At 63.2% G+C, this 25,364-nt stretch carries 24 protein-coding genes and 1 tRNA gene; 11 read left to right on the plus strand and 14 right to left on the minus strand.

Annotated elements, in window-relative coordinates; all coding sequences use genetic code 11:
* The first annotated feature begins 78 nt into the window (after positions 1-78).
* The 3 genes from KJP28_RS02215 to purU all read left to right on the plus strand — a co-directional run bounded on the left by KJP28_RS02215 (position 79) and on the right by purU (position 1,720).
* A complete protein-coding gene (locus KJP28_RS02215) occupies positions 79-408 on the plus strand; it encodes a TIGR02300 family protein (protein WP_218390596.1) in 330 nt (109 codons plus the stop codon).
* A 133-nt stretch (positions 409-541) separates the two neighbouring features.
* A tRNA-Ala gene (locus KJP28_RS02220) sits at positions 542-617 on the plus strand.
* A gap of 218 nt (positions 618-835) precedes the next feature.
* On the plus strand, positions 836-1,720 hold the full coding sequence (gene purU, locus KJP28_RS02225) for a formyltetrahydrofolate deformylase (protein WP_218390597.1): 885 nt from the start codon (positions 836-838) through the stop codon (positions 1,718-1,720).
* On the opposite strand, the gene KJP28_RS02230 is transcribed toward purU, so the two are convergent.
* Both KJP28_RS02230 and KJP28_RS02235 read right to left on the minus strand, forming a co-directional pair.
* Positions 1,717-2,481, minus strand: coding sequence for a beta-keto acid cleavage family enzyme (locus tag KJP28_RS02230; protein ID WP_218390598.1), 765 nt, complete (start codon positions 2,479-2,481; stop codon positions 1,717-1,719). The two genes, purU and KJP28_RS02230, sit on opposite strands and share 4 nt — an antisense overlap.
* Complete coding sequence (locus tag KJP28_RS02235; protein WP_218390599.1) at positions 2,478-3,797, minus strand: aspartate aminotransferase family protein; 1,320 nt, start codon at positions 3,795-3,797, stop codon at positions 2,478-2,480. Before KJP28_RS02235 ends, KJP28_RS02230 begins: the two co-directional genes overlap by 4 nt.
* Before the next feature lie 102 nt (positions 3,798-3,899).
* Between KJP28_RS02235 and KJP28_RS02240 the strand changes: the two genes are divergently transcribed.
* From KJP28_RS02240 to KJP28_RS02255, 4 genes are all read left to right on the plus strand, one after another.
* A complete protein-coding gene (locus KJP28_RS02240; protein ID WP_218390600.1) occupies positions 3,900-4,763 on the plus strand; it encodes a MurR/RpiR family transcriptional regulator in 864 nt (287 codons plus the stop codon).
* Positions 4,764-4,797: 34 nt separating this feature from the next.
* Positions 4,798-5,766 carry a TAXI family TRAP transporter solute-binding subunit gene (locus KJP28_RS02245; RefSeq protein WP_218390601.1) on the plus strand — a complete coding sequence of 323 codons (969 nt, stop codon included), beginning with the start codon at positions 4,798-4,800 and terminating at the stop codon, positions 5,764-5,766.
* 102 nt (positions 5,767-5,868) lie between these two features.
* Positions 5,869-8,478, plus strand: coding sequence for a TRAP transporter permease (locus KJP28_RS02250; RefSeq protein ID WP_218390602.1), 2,610 nt, complete (start codon positions 5,869-5,871; stop codon positions 8,476-8,478).
* Entirely contained in the window at positions 8,475-8,906 is a 432-nt protein-coding gene (locus KJP28_RS02255) for a universal stress protein (protein WP_218390603.1), read from the plus strand. The genes KJP28_RS02250 and KJP28_RS02255 overlap by 4 nt, the downstream gene beginning before the upstream one ends.
* On the opposite strand, the gene KJP28_RS02260 is transcribed toward KJP28_RS02255, so the two are convergent.
* The gene (locus KJP28_RS02260; protein ID WP_218390604.1) at positions 8,903-9,364 is read right to left on the minus strand and encodes an Lrp/AsnC family transcriptional regulator; all 462 of its coding nucleotides are present in this window, start codon (positions 9,362-9,364) and stop codon (positions 8,903-8,905) included. The two genes, KJP28_RS02255 and KJP28_RS02260, sit on opposite strands and share 4 nt — an antisense overlap.
* Before the next feature lie 105 nt (positions 9,365-9,469).
* Between KJP28_RS02260 and putA the strand changes: the two genes are divergently transcribed.
* The 3 genes from putA to KJP28_RS02275 are packed head-to-tail and all read left to right on the plus strand — an operon-like array spanning position 9,470 to position 14,700.
* Positions 9,470-12,892 (plus strand): bifunctional proline dehydrogenase/L-glutamate gamma-semialdehyde dehydrogenase PutA, encoded by a 3,423-nt coding sequence (putA, locus tag KJP28_RS02265; RefSeq protein ID WP_218390605.1) that lies wholly within the window; start codon positions 9,470-9,472, stop codon positions 12,890-12,892.
* Between the two features lie 45 nt (positions 12,893-12,937).
* On the plus strand, positions 12,938-13,882 hold the full coding sequence (locus tag KJP28_RS02270; RefSeq protein WP_218390606.1) for a diacylglycerol/lipid kinase family protein: 945 nt from the start codon (positions 12,938-12,940) through the stop codon (positions 13,880-13,882).
* The gene (locus tag KJP28_RS02275; protein ID WP_218390607.1) at positions 13,879-14,700 is read left to right on the plus strand and encodes a metallophosphoesterase family protein; all 822 of its coding nucleotides are present in this window, start codon (positions 13,879-13,881) and stop codon (positions 14,698-14,700) included. Before KJP28_RS02270 ends, KJP28_RS02275 begins: the two co-directional genes overlap by 4 nt.
* Here the strand turns inward: KJP28_RS02275 and KJP28_RS02280 are convergent.
* Positions 14,697-15,509: a division plane positioning ATPase MipZ gene (locus KJP28_RS02280; RefSeq protein ID WP_218390608.1), complete on the minus strand. Its 813-nt coding sequence runs from the start codon at positions 15,507-15,509 to the stop codon at positions 14,697-14,699. The two genes, KJP28_RS02275 and KJP28_RS02280, sit on opposite strands and share 4 nt — an antisense overlap.
* A gap of 465 nt (positions 15,510-15,974) precedes the next feature.
* Between KJP28_RS02280 and KJP28_RS02285 the strand changes: the two genes are divergently transcribed.
* On the plus strand, positions 15,975-18,059 hold the full coding sequence (locus tag KJP28_RS02285; RefSeq protein WP_218390609.1) for a calcium-binding protein: 2,085 nt from the start codon (positions 15,975-15,977) through the stop codon (positions 18,057-18,059).
* Positions 18,060-18,121: 62 nt separating this feature from the next.
* On the opposite strand, the gene rpmE is transcribed toward KJP28_RS02285, so the two are convergent.
* The 10 genes from rpmE to ffh form a co-directional block, all read right to left on the minus strand.
* Entirely contained in the window at positions 18,122-18,343 is a 222-nt protein-coding gene (rpmE, locus tag KJP28_RS02290) for a 50S ribosomal protein L31 (protein WP_218390610.1), read from the minus strand.
* An 11-nt stretch (positions 18,344-18,354) separates the two neighbouring features.
* Positions 18,355-18,732, minus strand: coding sequence for a 50S ribosomal protein L19 (gene rplS, locus KJP28_RS02295; RefSeq protein ID WP_218390611.1), 378 nt, complete (start codon positions 18,730-18,732; stop codon positions 18,355-18,357).
* A gap of 265 nt (positions 18,733-18,997) precedes the next feature.
* Entirely contained in the window at positions 18,998-19,801 is an 804-nt protein-coding gene (trmD, locus tag KJP28_RS02300; protein ID WP_218390612.1) for a tRNA (guanosine(37)-N1)-methyltransferase TrmD, read from the minus strand.
* Between the two features lie 10 nt (positions 19,802-19,811).
* A complete protein-coding gene (locus tag KJP28_RS02305; RefSeq protein ID WP_218390613.1) occupies positions 19,812-20,720 on the minus strand; it encodes a hypothetical protein in 909 nt (302 codons plus the stop codon).
* Positions 20,721-20,792: 72 nt separating this feature from the next.
* Positions 20,793-21,590 (minus strand): hypothetical protein, encoded by a 798-nt coding sequence (locus tag KJP28_RS02310; RefSeq protein ID WP_218390614.1) that lies wholly within the window; start codon positions 21,588-21,590, stop codon positions 20,793-20,795.
* The gene (gene rimM / locus KJP28_RS02315; protein ID WP_218390615.1) at positions 21,587-22,102 is read right to left on the minus strand and encodes a ribosome maturation factor RimM; all 516 of its coding nucleotides are present in this window, start codon (positions 22,100-22,102) and stop codon (positions 21,587-21,589) included. Before rimM ends, KJP28_RS02310 begins: the two co-directional genes overlap by 4 nt.
* Before the next feature lie 83 nt (positions 22,103-22,185).
* Positions 22,186-22,593 carry a 30S ribosomal protein S16 gene (rpsP, locus tag KJP28_RS02320; protein WP_218390616.1) on the minus strand — a complete coding sequence of 136 codons (408 nt, stop codon included), beginning with the start codon at positions 22,591-22,593 and terminating at the stop codon, positions 22,186-22,188.
* Between the two features lie 35 nt (positions 22,594-22,628).
* Positions 22,629-22,937, minus strand: a complete 309-nt coding sequence (locus KJP28_RS02325; protein ID WP_218390617.1) for a chorismate mutase — start codon at positions 22,935-22,937, stop codon at positions 22,629-22,631.
* Between the two features lie 112 nt (positions 22,938-23,049).
* Positions 23,050-23,664, minus strand: a complete 615-nt coding sequence (locus KJP28_RS02330; protein WP_218390618.1) for a GNAT family N-acetyltransferase — start codon at positions 23,662-23,664, stop codon at positions 23,050-23,052.
* The gene (gene ffh, locus KJP28_RS02335; protein ID WP_218390619.1) at positions 23,665-25,170 is read right to left on the minus strand and encodes a signal recognition particle protein; all 1,506 of its coding nucleotides are present in this window, start codon (positions 25,168-25,170) and stop codon (positions 23,665-23,667) included.
* Between the last annotated feature and the right edge of the window lie 194 nt (positions 25,171-25,364).

Here is a 25,364-nt window from a genome sequence, read left to right on the forward strand (position 1 = left end):
CCTTTGACAGCCCCTTGCACATGTGGCAGTTGGCCCCAGATTCTCGCATGACAACACGATGACGGAAAGGGTTTTTCCATGCCCAAAGAAGAATGGGGCACCAAGCGGGTGTGTCCGACCACCGGCAAGCGGTTCTACGACCTGAACGCTGACCCGATCGTTTCTCCCTATACGGGCGATGTGGTCGAGGTCGAGACCGGCAAGACGCGGACGATGGTCGCGGACAAGGCCGACAAGGCCGGCAAGAAGGACGACACCACCGATGACGATCTGATCGACGATGGTGATGACGTGCTCGAAGATGACGACACCGATGTCGATCTGGGCGATGACGTGCTCGATGATGACGACGACGATGATGTGTCGCTCGACGATATCGCAGATGTGGCGTCGGAAGACGACGACTGATCGTCCGTGACGGAGACAGATGGGGCCGGGTCGCATGCCCGGCCTTTTTCGTTTCGGTCGCGTTTTTTGGCTTGAAACGACCCCCGCGCTGGCATAGACACCGCGCACGAACGGCACCCGCCGTTTCCCTTATGGGGCCTTAGCTCAGTTGGGAGAGCGCTTGCATGGCATGCAAGAGGTCAGGGGTTCGACTCCCCTAGGCTCCACCAAAACTTCCACAAAAAGCCACAGGACCCACCCACGCCAATCCGCGCCTATTCGTGCGCCGTGTTCACCTTCGTGGCGACGGTTTCCGATGAGCGTCATGCAGCACGTATTCCGGGCCGATTTGGCCGCTTCTGCGTGTTGTAATGTCGTGTCGGCTCATGCTTGATCGTTCGGGAGCGGGCCTATTGGTCCTAAGTCCTGACCTATTTGCGAGCCCATCATGTCCAGATACGCCCTAACAGTCACCTGCCCCTCTACCCGAGGGATCGTCGCCGCCGTTTCCGGCTTTCTTGCCGATCACGGTTGCAACATCACCGATTCCGCCCAATTCGATGATCCTCAGACCGGTAATTTCTTCATCCGCGTGAGTTTCCGCTCCGAAGAGGGCGCCGACATGGCCGCGCTCGATGGTGATTTTGCGGAGGTAGCGAAACCGTTCGGTATGAACTTCGCCTTCCACGACGAGGCCGCGAAGATGAAGGTCGTCATCATGGTGAGCCGTTTCGGCCATTGCCTGAACGATCTGCTCTATCGCTGGCGTATCGGGGCGCTCCCGATCGACATCGTGGCGGTGATCTCGAACCACATGGATTACCAGAAGGTCGTCGTGAATCACGACATTCCCTTCCACAACATCAAAGTCACGCCGGAGAACAAACCGCAGGCCGAGGCCGCGATCATGCAGGTGGTCGAGGAGACGGAGGCCGATCTCATCGTTCTTGCCCGTTACATGCAGATCCTGTCGGACGAGATGTGCCAGAAAATGTCGGGACGGATCATCAACATCCACCACTCGTTTCTGCCGAGCTTCAAGGGTGCGAACCCTTACAAACAGGCCTTCGAGCGGGGCGTGAAGCTCATCGGGGCGACGGCGCATTACGTGACGGCGGACCTCGATGAAGGCCCGATCATCGAGCAGGACATCGTGCGCGTCACCCACGCACAGTCGCCATCCGATTACGTGTCGCTTGGGCGGGAGGTCGAGGCGCAGGTCTTCGCCCGTGCAATCCATGCTCACAGCCACCACCGCGTGTTTCTGAACGGGAACAAGACCGTGGTCTTCCCTGCCTCGCCCGGCGGCTACGCGTCCGAACGGATGGGCTAATTGTGCAGAGCGGCGCGGACCGCGCGCACCCGGTCCGCGTTCGACGCAGCAAGGCTTCCATTGGCGTGCCAGAGCGAGTTTTCGAACCCGACCCGGATCTTGCCACCAAGCCTGTGCGCATGGACCAGACAATCGGTTTCGCCCCGCCCGAAGGCGCAGACCATCCAGTCGGGGGTAAGCCCGCTGTCCGCCATCCAGTCCATGAACGGGTCGAGGTCTTCGGGCTTCGAGTCCTGGTTCACCGCGTATCGCCCCAGCACGAACAGAAGCTGCAAGTCAGGCGACCCCAGCATGGCCCAAGGTAGCACGCGGGCGAGCTGTTCGGCGTCGCCCAGGTCGTAAAGGATATGCTGGACCGCGATCCCCGCTTCGTCACAGGTGGCATAGAAATCTTCGGCATCCTTCTCGCCGTCGCGACAGATTTCCGCGACCGAAGCGGACACCATGTTGGCCCCACTGCCAAGCGCCACGCGCTTCTGCTCCGGCGGGTCGTACTTCCCGACCGCTTCCGTCGTGATCTGAACGGCAAGCTCCGGGACGGCCTCGCGTAGTGCGGCGACCGCCTCGCCATACGCAATCGTATCTATAATATGCCCCCCGGACCCGTCACGGATATGAAGGTGCAGACCATCCGCGCCAGCCGCGTGACAGTCCGCCGCGCACGCAAGTATCTCCTCCAGTGTCAGGGGAATGGCCGGATGGTCCGACTTCTGCCGCCGTGCGCCGTTCGGGGCGACCATGAGGGCGGGGAGGGTGGTCACAACACGTCCTCCAGCGCGCCGGCCAGCTTGTCCACAAGTTCACCGATCTGGTCTTCGGTGATGATGAACGGCGGGGCGAGCAAAACGTGGTCGCCGCGCTGCCCGTCGATGGTGCCGCTCATCGGGTAGCAGATCAGCCCGCGCGCAAAGGCGGCTTTCTTGAGCGTCGCGGCCACGCCGCGCGCCGGGTCGAACGGCTCTTTTGTTTCGCGGTCCGCGACCAATTCGAGCGCTCGAAACGTGCCGCGCCCACGGATGTCGCCCACGTTCGGGTGCTGCCCGAACCGTTCGGTGAGCGCGGAGTTCAAAACCTCTCCCATCCGCGCAGACCGCGTGACCAGCCCGCCTTCGGTCAGCTTTCTGACCACTGCATCGCCAGCGGCGCAGGCGGTCGGGTGGCCGATATATGTGTGGCCGTGCTGGAAAAACCCGCTGCCGTCCCGGATCGCGTCGTAAATCGCACCGGAGCACAGCGCTGCGCCGATTGGCTGATACCCTGCGCCAAGCCCCTTGGCGATTGTCACGATGTCCGGCGACACGCCGTCTTGCTCGCAGGCAAACAGCGTCCCGGTTCGCCCCATGCCGCACATCACCTCGTCGAGGATCAGGAGCACACTGTAGCGGTCGCAGATCTCGCGGATGCGCGTGAAATATCCGGCGACGGCAGGGAGCGCACCCGCGGTCGCGCCGACCACGGGTTCCGCGAGGAAGGCGATGACCGTCTCCGGCCCGACCCGCAGCAACTCATCCTCCAGAAGGTTCGCGGCGCGAAGTCCGTATTCCTCTTCGCTCTCGCCCGCCTCGCGCAGGCGATAGTCATAGCAGGGGTCGATGTGGCTCGCCGTCACCATCACTGGGTCGAACGGCGCGCGTCGCCACATGTTGCCGCCGGTGCCCAATGCACCGAGCGTGTTGCCGTGATAGCTTTGCTTTCGCGCGACGAACCGGGTGCGCTGGGTCTGCCCGGTTTCGATCATGTATTGCCGCGCAAGCTTCAGCGCCGCCTCGACCGCTTCCGACCCGCCGGAGACGAGGTAGGCGCGTTCGATCCCCTCCGGCGCATGCGCGATGAGCCGGTCCGCCAGCGATTCGGCGGGGGCAGAGGTGAAGAACCCGGTGTGCGCGAAGGCGACCCGGTCGAGCTGCGCCTTGATCGCTTCGGTCACCTCCGGGTCTCCGTGACCAAGGCAGGAAACGGCCGCGCCACCCGACCCGTCGAGATACTTTTTTCCATCCTGATCAAAGAGATAGACACCCTCTCCCCGTGCCACGACAGGCGGGGTGGCGGCGGTGTGGCGGGCGAAGACATGCGACATGACGAATCCCTCGGAAGACGCTGCTCATGAAACAGATACCACAGCATTTGACAATGGATGAAACAAAGTGAACAGTCGATCCGGTGAACCAAGGGTGGTTTCTTGCCGACGACCTTCGAATCCCGACTTGCGGACCGATACGGAAGCCTGAGCGACGCGCTGCGCCAGGCGGCGGATTTCCTGCGGGCCAATCCCGTCGACATCGCCACCCGGCCGCTGCGCACCGTTTCGCGTGAAAGCGGCGTGTCCCCGGCAGCGTTTTCCAGACTGTCACGCGCGCTCGACTATGAGAATTTCGACGATCTGCGCGAGGAATTTCGCGCGTCCCTTGGGCGACGGGTGCAGAATTTCGCGGATCGGGCCGAGCAGTTGCAGGACGCACACGGGCGTGGCGAAACCGCATTTCTCGACGATCATCTGTCTGCCTGCCAGACCAATCTGGCATTGTTGGCCGACCGGATCGACCGACGAATGCTCGAAGCCACCGCCGACCGGCTTTCCGCATCGCGCAAGGTGCTGCTTCAGGGTGGGCTGGGCTCAACCGGCGTGACCGAACACCTCGCTTATCTCGCCTCGTTTCACACCGACAATTGGGTGATGGCCGGGCGCATGGGCGCCTCGCTGGGCGGAGGGATTATCGGCATGGACGCGCGCGACGCGATCGTCATCGTGACCAAGCCACCTTTCGCGAACCGCTCGATCAAGGCGGCGGAATTGGCAGCGTCTCGCGGGGTTTACGTGGTGGTCATCACCGACACCCCGGCCTGTCCGGCATTGCAATATGCGAGCAGCCGTTTCATCGTGCCTACAGAGTCGCCGCATTTCTACTCGTCCTACGTGGGCACATTGTTCCTCGTGGAGACATTGATCGGCATGGTGGTGGGCAGAACCGGGGAAACAGCCCGGACGCGCATTGCCGACGTCGAAAACGCCAATCGCACGCTCGCGGAAGTGTGGAGCGGCTGACTACAAACTAGGATCAACCAACTGGGAGTATGATATGTTGAACAAAGTGAAATTCGTTGCAGCCGGTGTGTTGTCCGCTGCGGTGATGGCACCTGCGGCCTATGCCGAGGAATTCATCACCATCGGGACCGGCGGTGTGACGGGCGTCTATTACCCGACCGGCGGCGCGATCTGCCGTCTCGTGAACAAGGGCCGTGCCGATCACGGCGTGCGGTGTTCCGTCGAATCCACCGGCGGCTCGGTCTACAACATCGAAACCATCCGCGCGGGCGAGCTGGAATTCGGCGTCGCTCAGTCCGACTGGCAGTACCACGCATATAACGGCACGTCGCGCTTCGAAGATGCAGGCGCGTTCGAGGGTCTGCGCGCGGTCTTCTCGGTCCACCCGGAGCCGTTCACCGTCGTCGCCCGTGCCGACGCCGGCATCTCGTCCTTCGAGGATCTCAAGGGCAAGCGCGTGAACATCGGCAACCCCGGTTCGGGTCAGCGCGGCACGATGGAAGTGCTGATGAACGAGATGGGCTGGACCACCGACGACTTCGCGCTCGCGACCGAGCTCAAGGCCGCCGAACAGTCGGCCGCGCTCTGCGACAATCAGATCGACGCGATGGTCTACACGGTCGGCCACCCCTCGGGTTCGATCCAGGAGGCCACGACCGCCTGCGATTCCGTGCTCGTCGAAGTGTCCGGTGACGCCGTGACCAAGCTGGTCGAAGAAAACCCGTTCTACCGCACCGCCACCATTCCGGGCGGCATGTATCGCGGCAATGACGAAGACACGATGACCTTTGGTGTCGGCGCGACCTTCGTCTCGTCCGACGCGGTGTCCGAAGACGCGGTCTACGCGGTCGTGTCCTCGGTCTTCGAGAACTTCGAAGACTTCAAGGGCCTGCACCCGGCCTTCGCGAACCTCAAGCCCGAAGAGATGGTCTCGGCCGGTCTGTCGGCCCCGCTCCATGCCGGTGCCGAGAAATACTACAAGGAAAAAGGCTGGGTGGAATAATTCACCCGTGTGAAATGATCGACGGGGGCGGCCTGCGCCCCCGTCACCCTCGCATATAACGACAAGTGAATTGGTGGCTTTCGGGCCGGGGACGGAGGGGTCATGTCCGCAAAAGAAAACAAGGCTCTCAGTGAAGCCGAACTTCAGGAACTCGTCGCCGCATCCGATAGTGGTGCCCGTTCGGTTCCCGGTAATCTTGGCCTCTTCATCGCCGCCGTCGCGTTGATCTGGTCGATCTTTCAGGTCCTGCTTGCATCGCCCTGGGCGCCTTATGTGCTGCCCTCCGATGCGATCAACAATTCACGCCAGATCCATCTGGCCTTCGCGATCTTCCTGTCTGCGATGGCCTATCCGCTCTTCAAATCCGCGCCCCGGCACAAGGTGCCGTGGTATGACTGGATCCTCGCATTGGGCGGTGCGTTCTTCGCGCTCTACGGTTATTTCTTCTACGAGAAGATCGTTCAGAACGGCGGTCTCGCGGATGGCACGGACGCCATCGCGGGCCTCGTCGGTCTCGGGCTTCTGTTCATCGCCGCCTACCGCACCCTCGGCCCCGTCATGGTCGTCCTTGCCATGATTTTCCTGGCCTACGTCTTCTTCGGCTCGTCCGAGGTCGTGCCGGATTCGATCCGCTGGGCCGGTGCGAGCCTGCGCAAGGCCATGTCGCATATGTGGATCACGTCCGAGGGTGTGTTCGGCATCGCGCTGGGCGTCTCGACCAAGTTCGTGTTCCTCTTCGTCCTGTTCGGCGCCCTTTTGGACAAGGCCGGCGCGGGCAACTATTTCATCAAGATGGCCTTCGGGGCGCTCGGCCACCTGCGCGGCGGACCCGCAAAGGCGGCTGTCGTCGGCTCGGCAGCGACCGGCCTTATCTCCGGCTCGTCCATTGCCAACGTGGTGACCACCGGCACCTTCACCATCCCGCTGATGAAGCGGGTGGGGTTCTCGGCGGAGAAGGCAGGATCGGTCGAAGTCGCCTCCTCGGTCAACGGTCAGATCATGCCCCCGGTCATGGGCGCGGCCGCGTTCCTGATGGTCGAATACGTCGGCATTTCCTATGTCGAGGTCATCACCCACGCCTTCCTGCCCGCCATCATTTCTTACATCGCGCTGGTCTATATCGTTCACCTCGAAGCGGTGAAAAACAACATGCCGACGCTCGGCAACAAGGTCGTCTCGATGGGCAAGACCATCGGCGGCATGTTCCTGTTCTTCGCGGGCTTCGCGGCCTTGTGCTACGTCACGCAATTCCCCGTGCGACTGATCGTGTCGATGGTGCCCGCCGGGTCGGGCTGGATCCTCGCCGCGCTGCTGGCGCTGATCTATGTCGGACTGATCTACCTCGCCTCCACGGTCGACGATCTCGAACCCGACGATCCGAATGCCGAGCAGGTCGAACTGCCGGAAATTCCCAAGATCTACAAATCCGGACTCTACTATCTGCTGCCGATCATCGTGCTGGTCTATTTCCTGATGATCGAGCGGAAATCGCCGGGCCTGTCTGCGTTCTGGGCGACCTTCCTGCTCTTCGGGATCCTTCTGACCCAGAAAACGCTCAAGTCGTTCTTCCGAGGAGAAAGCAACGCGATTTCGCGGCTGCGTGAAGGACTTGTCGACCTTGTCGGAGGCATGATCGACGGGGCGCGCAACATGATCGGCATCGGCCTTGCGACCGCGACCGCCGGGATCATCGTGGGCACCGTGTCGCTCACCGGGATCGGGCAGGTCATGGCCGACTTCGTCGAATTCCTGTCGGGCGGTAACCTGATCCTCATGCTGATCTTCGTGGCAATCCTGTCGCTGATCCTCGGGATGGGCCTTCCGACGACCGCGAACTACATCGTGGTATCGTCGCTCATGGTCGCCGTGGTCGTGGAACTGGGCGCGCAATCGGGCCTCGTCGTGCCGCTCATCGCGGTGCACCTCTTCGTCTTCTACTTCGGGATCATGGCCGACGTGACGCCACCCGTGGGTCTCGCGTCCTTCGCCGCTGCCGCCGTTTCCGGGGGCGATGCGATCCGCACCGGCTTCACCGCGTTTTTCTATTCCTTGCGCACCGTGGCGCTCCCCTTCGTGTTCATCTTCAACACGGACCTCCTGCTGATCGACGTGACATTGGTGCAGGGCATTATCGTCTTCATTGTCTCGACCATCGGTATCCTCGTCTTCACGGCAGGCACGATGGGATGGTTCATGGCCAAGTCACGCATCTGGGAAACCGTTGCCCTGCTCGTCATTGCTTTCGCGCTGTTCCGCCCCGGCGTCTTCATGAACCAGATCCAGCCTCCGTTCGAAGAAATCGAACCGGCCGCCTTCACCGAACGGCTCGAAACGGCGCGGCCGGGGTCCGAATTGCGGACCGTCATTTCCGGCCCGGATTTCGACACGCTCGAGATGAAGGACATGACCGTCGTGCTCACCGTTCCCGAGGCCGAAGGCGCAGATGCGCGGCTCGACGAGCTGGGCCTGATGCTCATGCCCGAGGACGGCGTCATGCGGATGGAGGAACCGATGTTCGGCACCCCGCTCGCAGACAAGCTGTCGAGCTTCGATTTCTACGGGGACAACCCGGTGGCGATCACCGAGGTCCGCGCGAGCGCCGATCAGATGCCGAAAGAGCTGATCTTCATCCCGACACTGGCGCTTCTCGGCCTTATCGCATTCCTGCAAATACAGCGTAGTCGTCGCGAGCCGGAAGGAGTGACAGCATGATCAAGACCGTTCTCTGTGCCGTGGACATCAACCGCCCTGACGAAGAGCGGCCTGTTCTGGAAATGGCAGCCAAGCTCGCGGACCTCGACGGCGCGCAGCTCGACGTCATCACCGTCGTTCCGGATTTCGGGGCAAGCGTCGTGGGGGCCTATTTTCAGGATCATCACGTCGCCACGGCCCGTGACGAGGCCGACAAGATCCTGCGGGGCTTCACCGCCGGTGTGCTAGACGCGGATCTGGACGCCAAGGTGCGCCACGTGATCGCGGTCGGCAAGGTCTATGAAGAGGTGCTTCACGCCGCCGACGTGGGCAAAGCCGACCTGATCGTGCTCGGCGCGCATAGCCCGGACCTCAAGGATTACTTGCTCGGCCCCAACGCGGCCCGAGTCGTGCGTCACTCCAAATGCTCGGTCTACGTGGTCCGCTAGACGGTCATGTAGGATTGCTCGACCACCGCCTCCATCGCGATATAGGTGGAGGTGGCAGCGACGTGCGGGAGAGATGAAATCGTCTCGCCCAGCACCCGGCGGTAATCCACGATATCTCGGGATCGCACCTTGATGAGGTAATCGAACCCGCCCGCGATCATGTAGCATTCCTCGATCTCCGGCACCGCGCGGGCGGCGTCATTGAACTTGGCGAGTGCGGATTGGCGGGTGTCCGACAACTTGACCTCGACATAGGCCACATGCTGCAAATCCAGCTTTTCGGGCGACAGGATTGCGCGGTAGCCCTGGATCACTCCCTTCTCCTCGAGCGCCCTTACCCGGGCTGCCACGGGCGTTTTCGAAAGACCCACCCGCGCAGCGAGGTCCACCATCGAAAGACGCGCGTTTTCCGTAAGGGCGGACAGGATTTTCCTGTCATATGGGTCGAGGTCAGACATTTCGGCTCTCTTGGGTCAAAAATAAAGTCATTTCGACTATGAAAACACTGAACTCGGCCAAAGAGTCCAGCGTTGTCTTTGTATCCTGTTCCAAAGGAGACCCAGATGCGCGACATTTTCATCCCCGAGTTCACCGACAGCGCCAAGTTTCAGGAAGAGGTCGCGCTGGTCGACCGCCTGATCGACGAGGCCGGCCTTTCAACTGAGGCGCGTGAAGACATCAGCCGTACGGCCGCAGACCTAGTCCGCGACATCCGGTCCGGCGCGCGGCCCGGCATCATGGAGCAGTTCCTTGGCGAATATGGGCTGTCGACGGAAGAGGGCGTCGCGCTCATGTGTCTGGCAGAGGCGCTTCTGCGGGTGCCCGATGCCGAGACGATCGACGCACTGATCGAAGACAAGATCGCGCCCTCCGATTGGGGCGGCCATCTGGGGCAGGCGGCTTCTCCGCTGGTGAACGCCTCGACCTGGGCGCTGCTTCTCACGGGCCGTGTGCTGGATGAGGGTCGGCCGGGGCTGGCGGGCACGCTGCGCGGGATGGTCAAGCGTCTGGGCGAACCGGTGATCCGTGTCGCCGTCGGCCAGGCCATGCGCGAAATGGGGCGTCAATTCGTGCTGGGCGAAACCATCGACCGCGCCATTGAAAGGGCCGAAAAGCTCGAGGCGAAGGGCTACACCTATTCCTACGACATGCTGGGCGAAGCCGCGATGACCGGCGAAGATGCCCGGCGCTATGCCGACGCCTACCGCAACGCGATCAAGGCGATCGGGTCCAAGGCGCATGCGGATACCGTCGCCGAGAACCCCGGCATTTCCGTCAAGCTCTCGGCGCTGCATCCGCGCTACGAGGTGTCGCACGAAGACCGGGTGATGAAAGAGCTCGTCCCAGTTCTGCGAAGCCTCACCCGCGAAGCCGCTCGCGCCGGGATCGGCCTCAACATCGACGCCGAGGAACAGGACCGGCTGGTGCTGTCCCTCAAGGTGATCGAAGCGGTGCTCGAGGACGAGATGCTGTCGGATTGGAACGGCTTCGGCGTGGTGGTGCAGGCTTACGGCAAGCGCGCGGGGCTGGTCATCGACTGGCTGAACGAGACCGCCGAGCGGCTGGACCGCCGCATCATGGTCCGCCTCGTCAAAGGCGCCTATTGGGACACCGAGATGAAGCTCGCCCAAGTCGAGGGGCATCCGGGCTTTCCGCTGTTCACCACGAAACCCGCGACCGACGTGAGCTACCTCGCCAATGCCCGCAAACTCATCGGCTATGGCGAAAGGCTCTACCCGCAATTCGCGACCCACAACGCGCATACCGTCGCTGCGATCCGCCACATGGTCGCCGACGCACCGGCGCTGGAATACGAGTTTCAACGGCTCCACGGCATGGGCGAACGGCTCTACGATATCGTCATGCGCGAAGAAAATACGCGTTGCCGCATCTATGCACCCGTGGGGGCGCACCGCGACTTGCTGGCTTATCTCGTGCGCCGCCTTCTGGAAAACGGCGCGAATTCCAGCTTTGTGAACCAGATCGTCGATGAAGACGTCTCGCCCGAGGAAATTGCCCGCGACCCGATCTCGGACGTGAAAACCGAAGGCACGATCCGCAACCTCGACCACCCGTCGCAGATTTTCGCACCCCGCCCGAACTCCATGGGCTTCGACCTCACCGAAGCTGAATGGCTCGCTAGGATTGACGCGGCGCGGGATGTGACGGTCCCTGACGGCGAACCCCTGATCGCGGGCGAGGCGACCGGCACAGCGCGACCCGTGAAAAACCCGGCCACGGGGGCTGTGGTCGCGCAGGTGACGGACGCGGACGAGGCGACTGTCGACCGCGCCATCGACGCAGCCCGACCGTGGGAGGCCGCCGCAGACACACGCGCCGAAACCCTCCACCGCGCCGCCGATCTCTACGAGGCTGAATACGGCCCGTTCTTCGCGGTGCTCGCACGCGAGGCGGGCAAGACATTGAATGACGCCGTGGGCGAATTGCGCGAGGCCGTGGATTTCCTCCACTATTACGCGGAACAGGGCCGCGCGCTTGACCGTCCCGCTCGGGGCGTCATGGCGGCGATCAGCCCTTGGAACTTCCCGCTCGCCATCTTCACCGGGCAGATCGCGGCGGCGCTCATGGCCGGGAATGGCGTCATCGCTAAGCCCGCGGAACAGACCCCTCTTGTCGCGTGCATGGCGGTTCGGCTCTTGCACGAGGCCGGCGTGCCGCGCGACGTGCTGCAACTTCTTCCGGGTGATGGGGCCAAGGTCGGGGCAGGGCTGACCGCGTCCCCGAAACTGGCGGGCGTGGTCTTCACCGGCTCGACCGATACGGCGCAGGTGATCCGCAAATCCATGGCCGAGAACATGGACCCCGGCGCGCCCCTGATCGCGGAAACCGGCGGCCTCAATGCAATGATCGTGGATTCCACCGCGCTCCCCGAACAGGCGGTGCGCGACATCGTCGCCTCGTCCTTTCAATCCGCCGGACAACGCTGCTCGGCGCTCAGGTGCCTCTACGTGCAGGAGGACGTGGCAGACCGCATGATCCACATGCTGCGCGGCGCCATGGACGAGCTTGCTTTGGGCGATCCGTGGCACCTGTCCACCGATGTCGGACCAGTCATCGACGGCGAGGCGCAGGCGGATATCGCGGGCTATCTCAAAACCAAACGCAACCGTATCATCCATCAGGTTGACGCGCCGAAGCGCGGCACTTTCATCCCGCCCACGTTGATCGAGGTGAACGGCATAAACGATCTGGAGCGCGAGGTGTTCGGACCCGTGCTCCACGTCGCGACCTTTGGCGCAGAAGATCTGGACCGTGTGATCGACGAGGTGAATGCGCGCGGGTTCGGGCTGACCTTCGGGCTGCACAGCCGGATCGACGGGCGGGTCGAACATATCGCCCAACGGGTCCATGTCGGCAACACCTACGTCAACCGCAACCAGATCGGCGCCATCGTCGGCAGTCAGCCGTTCGGCGGCGAGGGGTTGTCCGGCACCGGGCCGAAAGCGGGCGGGCCAAACTACGTGCCACGCTTCGCTGCACCTGAAGCACCGGACGTAGACGCAGGCGTATGGTCGGGCGAAGCGGACCTGAACACGATCCAAAGGCGTCTCGACAATTTCGTTGAAACCCGCGTGCAAACACGCATGATGCCGGGCCCGACCGGCGAATTGAACCGACTGGAAGAAGTGACGCGACCACCACTGCTGTGCCTCGGGCCGGGTGCCGAAGCGGCCGCAGCACAGGTTGAAGCGGTCCGCGCCGTCAGAGGCGTGGCTGTCGCCGTGGACGGTGCGCTTGCGCCGGACGCACTTACCGAGCTCAACGGGTTCTCCGGCGCGATCTGGTGGGGCGATCCCGATAGGGCGCGGTCCTACGCCAAGGCGCTTGCGGCGCGCGACGGCCAGATCCTCCCGCTCATCACGGCCATGCTGGACCGAAGCCATGCCGTGCATGAACGTCACCTCTGCGTCGACACGACGGCGGCGGGCGGCAACGCGGAACTGCTCGCAGGCGACCAGAGCTAGGGAACCGCCTTGCGCCGGGGGCGTTGAAGGTCCGAAGGAGCAAGGATGCTGAAACCGATCCGCCCAGACCTGTCGCAGGCTCATGCGATCATCAACGCGCGTTCCGGCAAGGCAGAGGGTGCGCGCATGGTCGAGGATTTGACCGCCGCGGTGTCCGCCGCCGGCGGCGCGCTCACGGTGCATCTCGACCGGAAGTCCGGCAGGATCGAGACGCTGACCCGCAAGGCTCTGGACAAGGGCGCGACAACCGTGATCGCCGCCGGTGGTGACGGCACGATCTCCGGCGTTGCGGGTGAGATGGTGGGATCTGGCGTCCCGATGGGTGTCGTCCCGATGGGAACCTTCAACTACTTCGCCCGTGCTTTGGGCGTGCCCGAAACGCCCGCCGAGGCGATCCGTGCTGTCACGGACGGCGTGATCCAGCCCGCTGCCGTGGGCCGGATCAACGACAAGGTGTTCCTGAACAACACCTCCATCGGCATCTATTCCGCCATCCTGAAAGAGCGGGAAGAGACCTATGCCCGTTTCGGGCGTTCACGCATCGCCGCCTACTGGTCGGTGCTGCGTGCGCTGATCAAGTTTTATGATCCCATGACCATGTCGATCACCGTCGATGGCAAGCAGCTGTCCGTTCGATCCCCGCTCGCCTTCGTCGGACACTCGGCCTATCAGCTCGAACGTTTCGACCTCGAAGGTGCCGAGGCGGTCCGTGACGGGAAACTCGCGCTTTTCCTCGCCGACGATGTCGGGCGGCGAGGCCTCGTGCGCCATGCGTTCCGGCTCGCGACCCGGCGGATGCAGGCGGGGCGAGACTTCCGGCTGGTGACCGGGAGCGAGATCGTGATCGACCCGGGACGCCACAAACGCCTCGTCGTGCGCGACGGCGAGAAGGCCCCGATGCGCGGCCCCTACCGGATCAGCATCGAACACGGCGCACTCGATGTGATCCGCCCGAAAGACGTCCCGACCGACGACCCCGAGGTTCAATGACGCGGCTTGCGCATTTGTCCGATCTGCATTTCGGCCGGGCACGGCCCGAATTGCTGGCGCCGCTTGCCACTGCAATCGGTGAAGCCAAGCCCGACCTCGTTGTCGTTTCCGGTGACTTGACCCAACGCGCACGAACGCGCGAATTCACCGAAGCGCGGCACTTTCTCGACAGTCTCGGGGCGCGCTGGATGGCAGTGCCGGGCAATCATGACATTCCGCTTTTTCGCCCCGTCACCCGAATGACCCGACCCTATCGGCGTTATCGCGAATGCATCGCGCTCGATCTGGAGCCGGTGGTCGAGACACAGAGCATGATCGTCGCCGGTTGTAATACGTCCGACCCGCTGGTGCATCAGCGCGGCAAGGTGCGGGCGGGGTCCATGCGCAAGATCTGCCAGGTGTTCGAGGCCGCCGAGGACACGAAGCTGAGAATTGTCGTGGCGCATCACCCGTTCGAGCAGCATGGGGGGGCCGACAAGACACCGATGAAACGCGCCGGGAAAGGTCTGGACCGATTGGCCGAATGCGGTGCCGACGTGATCCTGTCGGGGCATCTGCATATGTGGCACACCGGCGCTTTCGTGACGCGACCGGACCGCGCCGGACCGATCCAGGTCCACGCCGGGACGTCGCTGTCTTCGCGGCTTCGGGGGGAAGTGAACGATTTCGGCCTGCTCGACGTGACTGCCAACCAACTCACCGTCACGCGCATGGCGGTGCCGAAGGACGGAGCGACGTTCGAAGTGCGCGAAGTCGTCGAATATCTCAGAACGGGCGACGGGTTGCGCCGCGCCGAAACGGGCCAGACGAACGCTTAGAAATCGACGGCGACGCCTGGAAGGTTGATCGCCTTCATGAGTTCGCGCAATTCCTGCCGTGCGGCGACGTTCGAGATATTCATCTGACCGATCACGCCCACGTCCCGCAGATCGAGAAGCGTAAGCCCGCGCGGGAAAAGCTCCCGGAAGATGACCCGCTCGTTGAACCCCGGCGCCATGCGGAAGCCGATACGTTTCGACAGATTTTCGAGCGCCTCCTCCATCTTCTTCTTGTTGTGCATCGCCTGCGCGCCAAGCCGGTTGCGCACCACGATCCAGTCGATCGGCTTCAGCCCCGCCTGTGCCCGCAATTGCCGAGCGTTCCACACCATCTCGGAATACACCGACGGCCCGCCGATCTTGAGCGTATCCGGGTCGATATGCGCGAGCAGGTCGAAATCCACGAAGCTGTCGTTCAGGGGCGTGATGAGGGTATCGGCAAGCGTATGCGCCACCTGGCTCAGCCGGGTATGCGAACCGGGGCAGTCGATCAGGATAAAGTCACTGGTGGGTTCCAGCTCGGCAACGGCTTGCGACAGGCGGCGATCATAGATGTTCTCGCCCTCGCGCAGGCTGGCCGGGTCCACGTCGGGGAGCTCGTGATAGACCGGGGTCGGAAGGTCGACGCCCTCTTTTTTCGCGGTCGCGACCCGATTCACCATGAATCGCCCAAAGGTCCGTTGCCTGAGGTCGAGGTCGAGCACGCCCACCGATTTGCCAAGCCGCGACAACGCGGTCGCCACATGCATCGACACCGTTGATTTTCCGGCCCCGCCCTTTTCGTTGCCGACGACGATAATATGCGCCACGCGAATACCCTTGACTGTCCCTGCCCACGCTTCTGCGCGGATTTGCGACACTATATGGGCGGCTGCCGGGATTTGGAAGGCAAGCTATTCGACTGGCTGACCGAATAACGCGATTGCCACACATGGAAGTGCGAGGGTCACATACAACCCGGCGCAAAGCGGTCGCGCTGCCGAACCCCCGGGCGACGAGACAGAGACAGGCCATCGCAACCGGAGCGAACCCGCCAGGTCCATGTTCAAGGATGGATTCGAGGGCCAGACGGCCGGGAACAACAAAGACTCCGTGTGATTTGAAGAGTTTATCAAGCCCCTTCGCCCCCAACCGAAAGTTCGAAAACCATTTGTTTCCAATTGTGCTGTTATCAATTTTGACGAGAATAAGGTAAGAATCGATAATGCTTAGGGGTGAGTGGTGGATCTGTTCCGATTTTCTGGCGATAGTTTGTCCGGCCCGAAGGGGACAGCATGGATCTTGAACTGAACTACCGCCCTTCGACCGGACATGTCGTGACGTCGGATCTGTTCGGGGGCAACGCCCTTTACACGCACAACGATGTGGGGTCGGGCACGACCTTTGACGCCGCGCTGCATCAGATCGGGATCGACGGTTTGCGTTATCCTGGCGGCACCATGACCGAGGTCTGGGGCGAAGCGTTCATCCGGGCACCGAACACCCCCCCCGACGTCGCCGAGGGTGAGCATACCTTTGTCGGCCTCCACGATTTCCTCACATACGCCCAGTCTGAGGGACAGCCTGTCACGATCGTTCTTCCGACCCGTCATTTGTTCGTGGGTGAGGCTGAGGGATCCGGGGCGCGTGACCTGCGCATGGGGAAAGTCGCGGAGATGGCCGATTTCGTCGCCGACATGTTGCGCGACTACCCCGACGTCGATTTTGCCGGGTTCGAGATCGGCAATGAATACTGGAATCCCGCTGTCTGGATGACCTCGGAAGAATACGGAAAGCTCGCAAACGCGGTCGCCATCGCCGTTCAGGACGCAATGGACGATGTACTGGGTGAGGGGGCCGATCAACCCGCGATCCTGATGCAGATGGGAGACGTCTGGGGCCGGGATTTCGATGTCGGAGCCTATTCGGGCATGGACATCGAATGGTGGCAGAAGTGGACCCTTGCCAACAACGATATTCTGGACGCGATGAGCGGGGCGGCGCGCGACGCGGTCGATGGCCTGATCGGGCATTATTACTACGTGGAAACCGGTGCCGCACTCACCCCCGGCGACACCGATATGGCGGCAGCGGATCGTTATTTCCGCGAGCTACAGTTCGATTACGAAACATTCCTGCGCGCCTGGGGCCTCGAAGAGCACGGACCTCTCGAGCTTGCGATCAGCGAATGGGGTCCCGAGCACAGGGTCTCACAGCAATGGGGATTGGCGGGCGCGAGCGTGATGCTCGAGATGTTCGAGGGCCTTTTGCGCCTTGGTGCCGACAGCGCGCATGTCTGGCCGATTGAATACGCTGGGCCGACGGATCTCGCGGGCCGGCATGATGGCGGCGATGGCGTGGATGGCGATTTGCTCACACCTCTCGGTGAGGTGTTTCGACTGATGTCCGAATACGCCACCGGGCTCGAACTTCTGGACAACGGTTTCAACGCCGAAGATCGGGCCGTAGAAAGCGTGGAAGTGAACGCGTTCGGATCGGACGAACGGTTTGTCGTCTTCATCTCATCGCGCAGCGAAGACGCGCAGAACCTGACACTCGACGTGTCCGCTTATGTCGACGCATATTCTCATTTTTCCGGCGAACGCATCGTGCAGGCCGATCCCGAGGCCCATTGGAATGAAGCGCGTTGGTTCGCCACGACCGAGGCGTTGAGTTCAAGCGATCTGGGCGGGAGCACCGAGCTTTCGGTCTCTCTCGGAGCCTACGAAGTCGCGGTTGTCGAATTCGTGCTTGCCGATGAGATCACAGGCGCTCGCGACAGCATCGAAGGCGAAGAATTTCTCGGACGGAGCAGGCCGGACCATTATGTCGGCTCGATCGGACACGATCGCATCCTCGGTCGCGCGGGAGCCGACCGCTTGATGGGAAATGCCGGCGACGATCTCATGGCCGGGCAGCGTGGAAACGACCGGCTTGCCGGGCAGGGAGGAAACGATCGGATTGTCGGAGGTGCAGGCAACGACCGCCTTCTTGGCCACGGCGGTGACGACGTGCTTCTGGGTGGTCGCGGTCGCGACGTTCTGATCGGTCACGATGGAGATGACGTCCTGCGGGGTGGCGATTCCCGCGATGTGCTTGTCGGCGGGGCCGGCAGAAACGAACTCTTCGGAGGCTGGGGGTCGGACGTTTTTCTGTTCAATTCCAGAGGGTTCAGCACCATCCATGACTGGGAGGCCGGTCGCGACAGGATCAATCTGCGACCCCTCGATCTGGCCATGACCGATGTCGCGATCTTTGACGAAAGCTATGTCATCAAGGGTGTCTTGCAGGATGGCGCATTGGTCGATTTCGGCCAAGGTGCCGTGTTCCTCGTCGGTGTCGACGTCGAAGACCTGAGTGGGAGCGACTTCATCTTCTGACGCTTGCCCCAAAAAAAACGCCGCCCCGAGAGGCGGCGTTTCGTATGCGCAGCGCGGTCGGCTCAGAAGCCGAGGCCGGCGTATTTGTTCTTGAACTTCGACACGCGGCCGCCGGTGTCCATCAGGCGGGAGTTGCCGCCGGTCCAGGCCGGGTGAACCGAGGGGTCGATGTCGAGCGAAAGCGTGTCGCCTTCCGAGCCCCAGGTCGATTTCATCTGCACCACGGTGCCATCGGTGAGTTTCACGTCGATGAGGTGGTATTCGGGATGGATATCCGTTTTCATCGGGTCTCTCCTCAGGCTTCTTTGCGCGGTTTGTAGGTCGTGTCTTCGGCGATCCGGGCGGATTTGCCGCGACGCGAACGCAGGTAGTAGAGCTTGGCGCGGCGGACTTTACCACGGCGCACCACTTCGATGTGCTCGATGTTGGTCGAGTAGAGCGGGAACACACGTTCCACGCCTTCACCGAAGGAAATTTTGCGAACGGTGAAAGACCCGGCGATGCCTTCGCCGTTCTTGCGGCTGATGCAGACACCTTCGAAGTTCTGCACGCGGGTGCGCGTGCCTTCCGTCACCTTGTAGCCGACACGCACGGTGTCGCCCGCCTTGAAGTCCGGAATGGTTTTGCCAAGCTCGGCGATTTGCTCGGCTTCCAGTTGTGCGATCAGGTCCATGGGACCACTCCTATTCTATGCTCACGGTTGTCCCGCGAAGGTCTATGCACCCCAGAGCTCCGATCTTCGCCGGGGTCCGCGTCTTACCGATTGCGCGCCCCTCGGAGGGTTCAGGTCACTATGCTTGTTGGCGTTTTCCCAGGCCGATCCCCACCGAAGTGCCGGGGGCCAAGGCCAATAGAAAACGGTCCGGTCGCCGATTCCGGCCCCGGACGCGCTGCGTATACGGCGGGAATCGGTTGCGATCAAGGAAAAAGGCGCGTGTTCAGCCCTTGTTTTCCTCGTATTTCGCCCAGAGATCGGGGCGGCGCGCACGGGTCAGCGCCTCGGCCATTTCGCGGCGCCATGCCTCGATCGCGCCGTGGTTGCCCGACAGCAGAACATCGGGAATAGCGCGCCCGCGCCATTCGGCGGGCCGGGTATATTGTGGATGTTCCAGAAGCCCGTTGGAATGGCTTTCCTCGTCTGCGGACGCAGCATTTCCCAGAACGCCGGGTAGGAGCCGGACAGTGGCGTCGATCATCGCCTGCGCCGCGATTTCCCCCCCGGTCATGACGAAATCGCCAAGGCTGACTTCGTCGATGCCATATTCTTCGAGCACACGCTCATCCACGCCCTCGAACCGTCCGCACAGCAGCGTGACCCCTTCGGCCCGCGCCCAGTCCCGCGCCATCGCCTGATCGAACCGCCGACCGCGCGGGGAGAGGTAGACCACCGGCCAGCGCCCACGCGATTTGGGCGTGCCCTCGGCGGCGCGGTCGAGCGCGCGGGCGACGATATCGGCACGGAGCACCATGCCTGCACCCCCGCCGGCCGGGGTATCGTCCACGTTTCGGTGCTTGCCTTCACCGAAGGTGCGCAGGTCGATCGGTTCGAGCCGCCATTTGCCTTCGTGCAGCGCGCGTCCCGTCAGGCTTTCGCCGAGAACGCCGGGAAAGGCACCGGGGAACAGCGTGACGATCCGCGCGGTCCATGTGCTCACCAGTTCCGGCGTCTCCTCCATCAAGGTGCGCGGGGTGAGCGTGGGGCGGACTTTCAGCCTGCCGTGGGATTTTGGTTTGTCGGTCATGGCGGCGTCGTTAGCGCGTCTTGGCGGTCTTGGAAAGCGCGGCGCGGGCCCTGGCCAAAGCCGCGAAGCCTTCGCCGGGGTGGCGCGTTTCGAGGTCTGTGAGCCAGACCGGGTCCGGCAACTGGGTAATCGGCGCGTTGTCGTCCATGAGGTCGACCAGCCGCGCCCGTGCCTCGCCCCGCACGGTCGGATCGGGCGCGTTCAGGAGCAACATAGACGCCAAGCCGCCTTCGCCCTGGGCGACGAGCATCCGGCGCATCCGGGGGGACGCGACAAAACGCAGGAGTGCGAGGTCCACGCGCCGATCGTGTCGACCATCGGTGTCGCCTGCCGCATCGTAGAGCGGGTCGAAGGCCGCAAGACCTGCTTTCGTTTCAAGGGCTTGGACGATCGGGTCGATCTCTCCGACCCCTGCGGTTTCGGGCAGCGCGGTCAGGGCCGCAAGTGCTTCGTCCACGGCGGCGCGGACGTGTTGCACGGGGGTCGGGTGGAAGGCGGGAAGGTCATGGCCGGACTCGAGTTCGAAGGCGCGGAGTTTCTCGATGGTGCTGTCGATGAACACGTCCATCTCGGCCTTGCGCGAATAGCGCCACGCGCCAAACCCTGCCGCCGCGCCGGTGACAGCGAGGGGGAGCCACATGGGGAGCGACAGGGGGAACGCAAGCGCCGCGAGGGCACCGGCACCGTAGGCAAGCCCGGCGAGCAGAAGCTGGATCGCGGCGATCATAGCAAGGCCCGCCCAGCCCGCTCCGCTGGCGAGGTTGGGGCGTTGTGTCGAGGCCATGAACGCAAGAAAGAGGACGGCAAAAACGGGAATGGTCGCAAGGGGATGCGCGGACATGCCCGCAAGGACCGGCCCACCATAGAGCGGTACGAAGACCAGCGCCATTCCCGCGCGGCTATACGGCCCGAATGCCAATGCGCCCTCCCCGAAGCCGTTGACCAAGCATGGGGTCAGTTGACCCGATGACCGGGACGAGGTCCAGCCTGTTCAATGGCCTTTCAAAAGGAGATCCTTGCGCTCGCGAAGCGCCGGTTTAGACAGGTCTTCTCGGTTCAGAGAAAGGAGCGCGTCGCGCGTCCGGGGGTCGTGGCCCGCATTGGCGATGTTGGCCGGGGGCAGGGCGGCCTGCACGTCTTCGGGCACGCCGATAAGCGTCAGGAGCGCGCCTGCGGGCCCACAGTGGGACGTCCCCCAATCCTCCAGCGCGGCGGTGACGACCGGGATCGGGGCCAGCGCGCGGCGCATGATCCCGGCCTCGTTTTCCGGGCCCATATCGGGGCGGAAGCGGGTTGCGAAGCTGTCGAAATCGTCGGTCAGTTCGATGACGCGGAGCAGGTGGCCGTGGACCGACGCGAGCCAGTCGCCGCGCTTGCGGGTCGTGTAGAAGAACGTGATCTCCACGTCCTGTCCGAAGCGGTGGCGAAGTTCCGAAATCATGAGCTTTGCCAAAGGCTTGGCGGCGCGGTGAAAGTTTGGGATTACACGCCCAAGCCAGTCGCGGAGGCCGGGCATGACCCCGGAATAATGTTCGCGCGACAGCACGATAACCTCGGCGTCGGGGAGGGCGGCGAGGTCGGCGCGCAGCGCGCGGCGGACGGCGCGGCGGCGCCAGGGAAACGGCTTTTTCGCGAAGATGCGGGACGCCACGGCAGAACGGTGGAGGGCGTCGCCGGTGCCGTAGAAGGTGAACCACGGCAAGAGCGCGTGGTAGTGTTTGCCGAGATAGTCCTGAAGGCTCGAGGTTCCGGTCTTGTGGAACCCGGCATGGACGATCACGCGGGTCATTCGGGCAGGACACCTTCGGGCGGGTCGATCACGACGCGGCCCGCGGTCAGGTCGACGGTCGGCACGTTGGCCAATGTGAACGGCAGGAGCGCCGGGGTTTTCATGCCCGGTCCCGAGATTTCGAGCAGGTCGCCCGCGCCATGGTTCTGCACCGAAACGACCTTGCCGACTTCGCATCCGCCTGCGTCCTGCACGATGAGGCCGATCAGATCGACATGGTAAAACTCGTCATCCGGCAGCGACGGGAGCGCGTCGCGGTCGGCATAGAGCCGGGTGCCCTTGAGCGCGTCGGCGGCCTCCTTGGTGCGCACGCCTACCACGGAGGCTATGAATTCATTCTTACCGGGGCGTTCGATGGCGATCTCGAAACTCGACCCGCCGTCCTCGGTCCAGAGCGGGCCGTACGTGGTGATGTCTTCCGGCTCGGTACAGAAGCTTTTCAGCCGAACTTCGCCACGCACGCCGAACGCGCCCGCGAAGGCTCCGACGCAGATGCGATCTTCGCTCACCATGCTCTCCCGAACCTGTCCCCAAAACGTAAAGCGCGGGGGCGATGGCCGCCCCCGCGCCTTTTATACGCCAATTCGCGCGAAGATCACTCCGCGGTTTCTTCGGCGGCTTCTTCGGCGGGTGCCTCTTCAGCCGGGGCTTCTTCTTCAGCAGGGGCTGCTGCTTTTTCTGCTTTGGCTTCAGCGCGTTCCTTGGCTTTCGCGCCCGGCTCACCCTTGTTCGGGTTGTTGCGCTCTTTCTTGTCGAGCACGCCGGCGGCTTCGAGCATACGGGACACGCGGTCGGTCGGCTGGGCGCCTTTGTCGAGCCACTCTTTGACGCGGTCGATGTCCATTTTCACGCGCTCTTCCGAATCCTTCGGCAGAAGCGGGTTGTAGGTGCCGAGCTTCTCGATGAAGCGGCCGTCGCGGGGCATCCGCGAGTCGGCCGCGACGATGCGGTAGAAGGGGCGTTTCTTGGTGCCGCCACGGGCGAGACGGATTTTCATAGCCATGGGTTTATCTCCTGGTTTCTAGCTATTTCAGAGGCTTATGCGGCCCCTGTGTCCTGGTGTTCCTGGTGATGCTGGATCACCTCCTGAATGATGAAATTCAGGAACTTCTTGGCGAATTCCGGGTCGAGGTCGGCCCGGATCGCAAGGTCTTCGAGCCGTGCGATCTGCGCCGCTTCGCGGGTCGGATCGGACGGGGGAAGGTCATGCTCGGCCTTGAGTTTCCCCACGGCCTGCGTGTGTTTGAAGCGCTCGCCCAGCGTGTAGACGAGGATCGCGTCGAGGCGGTCGATGGAGTCGCGGTGACCGGCGAGGATGGTCTGTGCGCGTGTGACGTCATCGGTCATTGGGCGGCCCCTTCTGTGCGAATGGATACGTATGGAACACGTATGGAATACGTATGGAACGCGTATGGATGAACATGCGGGTGTCCCGTGTTCCGGCGTGTGACGGCAACGATCATGCGTAGGCCTCCATCCCGCCGTCGGTTTCCGGCAGCGGCCAGTGGCGATAGACGATCACACCGTCCTGCCCCAATGCGCGGGCCGCGTCTTCGTCGGCCCAGCCGCCGATTTTCTCGGCCAGTGCGATGGAGCGTGTGTTGACCCGGTCGATGTAGGAGACCAGCGCGGGCAGGGCGAGGGTGCGGATGCCGTGCGCCTTGGCCGCCGCCGCAGCCTCGGACGCGAAGCCGCGGCCTTCGGCCTCTTCCAGCAGGAACCAGCCGAGCTCAGGCTCCTGATCGCCGGTTTCCATGCAGATCAGCGTGAAGCCGAGGGTGGAACCCGTTGCCGTTTCCTCGATCACCCAAAGCCCGTGGCCGCGCAGCACCCAGTTGGCGACGCATTGTGCGAAATCGAGCCAGGCGGCTTCGCGCGAGAGCGGGCCGTCCATGTGGATCGCGCGGTCGGACATGAGGATGTCGCGGTAAGCGTCGAAATCGTCCAGCGTCGGGGCGCGCAGGGTCAGCCGCTCGGTGGTCAGCACCGGTAGTTGGGCGCGCAGGCCGGCCGCGAAATCCGCAGCCGCGCCGGGGTTGGGGGTTTCCCAGGGATATGTGGTCTGGACGGCCACTTACTTTTTCTTTCCGAAGCCCGAGAGATCGGAGGGCAGGCCGCCGCCGCCGAGACCGGGCAGGTTGCCCGCGCCCGGATAGGTCGCCTGTTGCTGAAGCATCTTGGCGGCTTCCTGCATCTTGGCGTTGTCCTGAAGATCGGCTTGGCTCACGTCCTTGCCGAACATCGACTTCATCGCGTTCTTGAGCATCCCGCCTTTGCCCATCTTGCCGAGCTTTTTCATCATGTCGGCCATCTGGCGATGCATCTTCAAAAGCTTGTTGAGGTCGGAAACGTCCATGCCAGCGCCTGCCGCGATGCGCTTTTTCCGGCTGGCTTGCAGGATTTGTGGATTCCGGCGCTCTTTCTTGGTCATCGAGTTGATGAGCGCGATGTGGCGTTTGACGACCTTGTCGTCGAAGCCCGCCGCCGACATCTGCTTGGCCGCCTTGCCCATGCCGGGGAGCATGCCCAGCACGCTTTCCATGCCGCCCATCTTCTGCATCTGTTCGAACTGGAGCTTGAGGTCGTTCATGGTGAACTGGCCCTTCTGGAACCGGCGCATCATCTTTTCGGCCTGTTCGGCCTCGATGGTGTCTTGGGCCTTTTCGACCAGCGCGACGATGTCGCCCATGCCGAGGATGCGGCCGGCGATGCGGTCGGGTTCGAAGGTTTCGAGCGCGTCCATCTTTTCGCCGAGGCCGACGAAGCGGATCGGTTTGCCGGTGACGGCGCGCATGGAGAGCGCCGCGCCGCCGCGCCCGTCACCGTCCATCCGGGTCAGGACCACGCCGGAGATGCCGACCTTGGCGTCGAATTCCTCGGCCACCTCGACGGCGACCTGACCGGTCAGACCGTCGACGACGAGGAGGGTTTCGCGGGGAGAGACCGCTTTCGACACGTCCTCGACTTCCTGCATGAGGACTTCGTCGATCTGAAGGCGACCGGCGGTGTCGAGCATGTAGACGTCATAGCCGCCCATCGTCGCCTGTTGCTTTGCGCGCTTGGCGATGTCGACGGGTTTCTGGCCTTCGACAATCGGGAGCGTGTCGACGCCGACCTGATTGCCGAGCACTTCGAGCTGGTGCATGGCCGCCGGGCGGTAGACGTCGAGCGAGGCCATGAGGACGCGTTTGCCCTCTTTCTCTTTCAGGCGCTTGGCGAGCTTGGCGGTCGTCGTGGTCTTACCGCCGCCCTGAAGCCCGACCATGAGGATCGGCGCGGGGGCGTTGTCGATCTTGAGCTTGCCGGGGTCATCCTCGCCCGTGAGCGTGGCGACCAGTTCGTCATGGACGATCTTGACGACCTGCTGGCCCGGCGTGACGGATTTGGTGACCGCCTGACCGGTGGCCTTTTCCTGCACCCGGCCCACGAAGTCGCGCGCGACGGGGAGCGAAACGTCGGCTTCGAGCAAGGCCACGCGGACCTCGCGCAGCGCGGTTTTCACATCGTCTTCGGACAGCGCACCCTGCTTCGTCAGGCGGTCGAAGACGCCGCCAAGACGATCTGAAAGGCTCTCAAACATGTCGGCTCCTTTCGCCGTTGGTTTGGTCCCCAGATAGGGACGGTACGCGTTTATCTCAATCGCTCAAACCAGTGGCGCCCCCGTGGGCAAGGCCCCCGATTGCGCGCCCACTTGGGAACGAGCCCAAATGCGCTCGCCCCCGTGGGCGCGACGCGCTGACGGAGGGCGATCCCGGCATGAGCCATGGGACCGGA

The organism is Maritimibacter dapengensis (assembly GCF_019218265.1).
Classification (GTDB): domain Bacteria; phylum Pseudomonadota; class Alphaproteobacteria; order Rhodobacterales; family Rhodobacteraceae; genus Maritimibacter; species Maritimibacter dapengensis.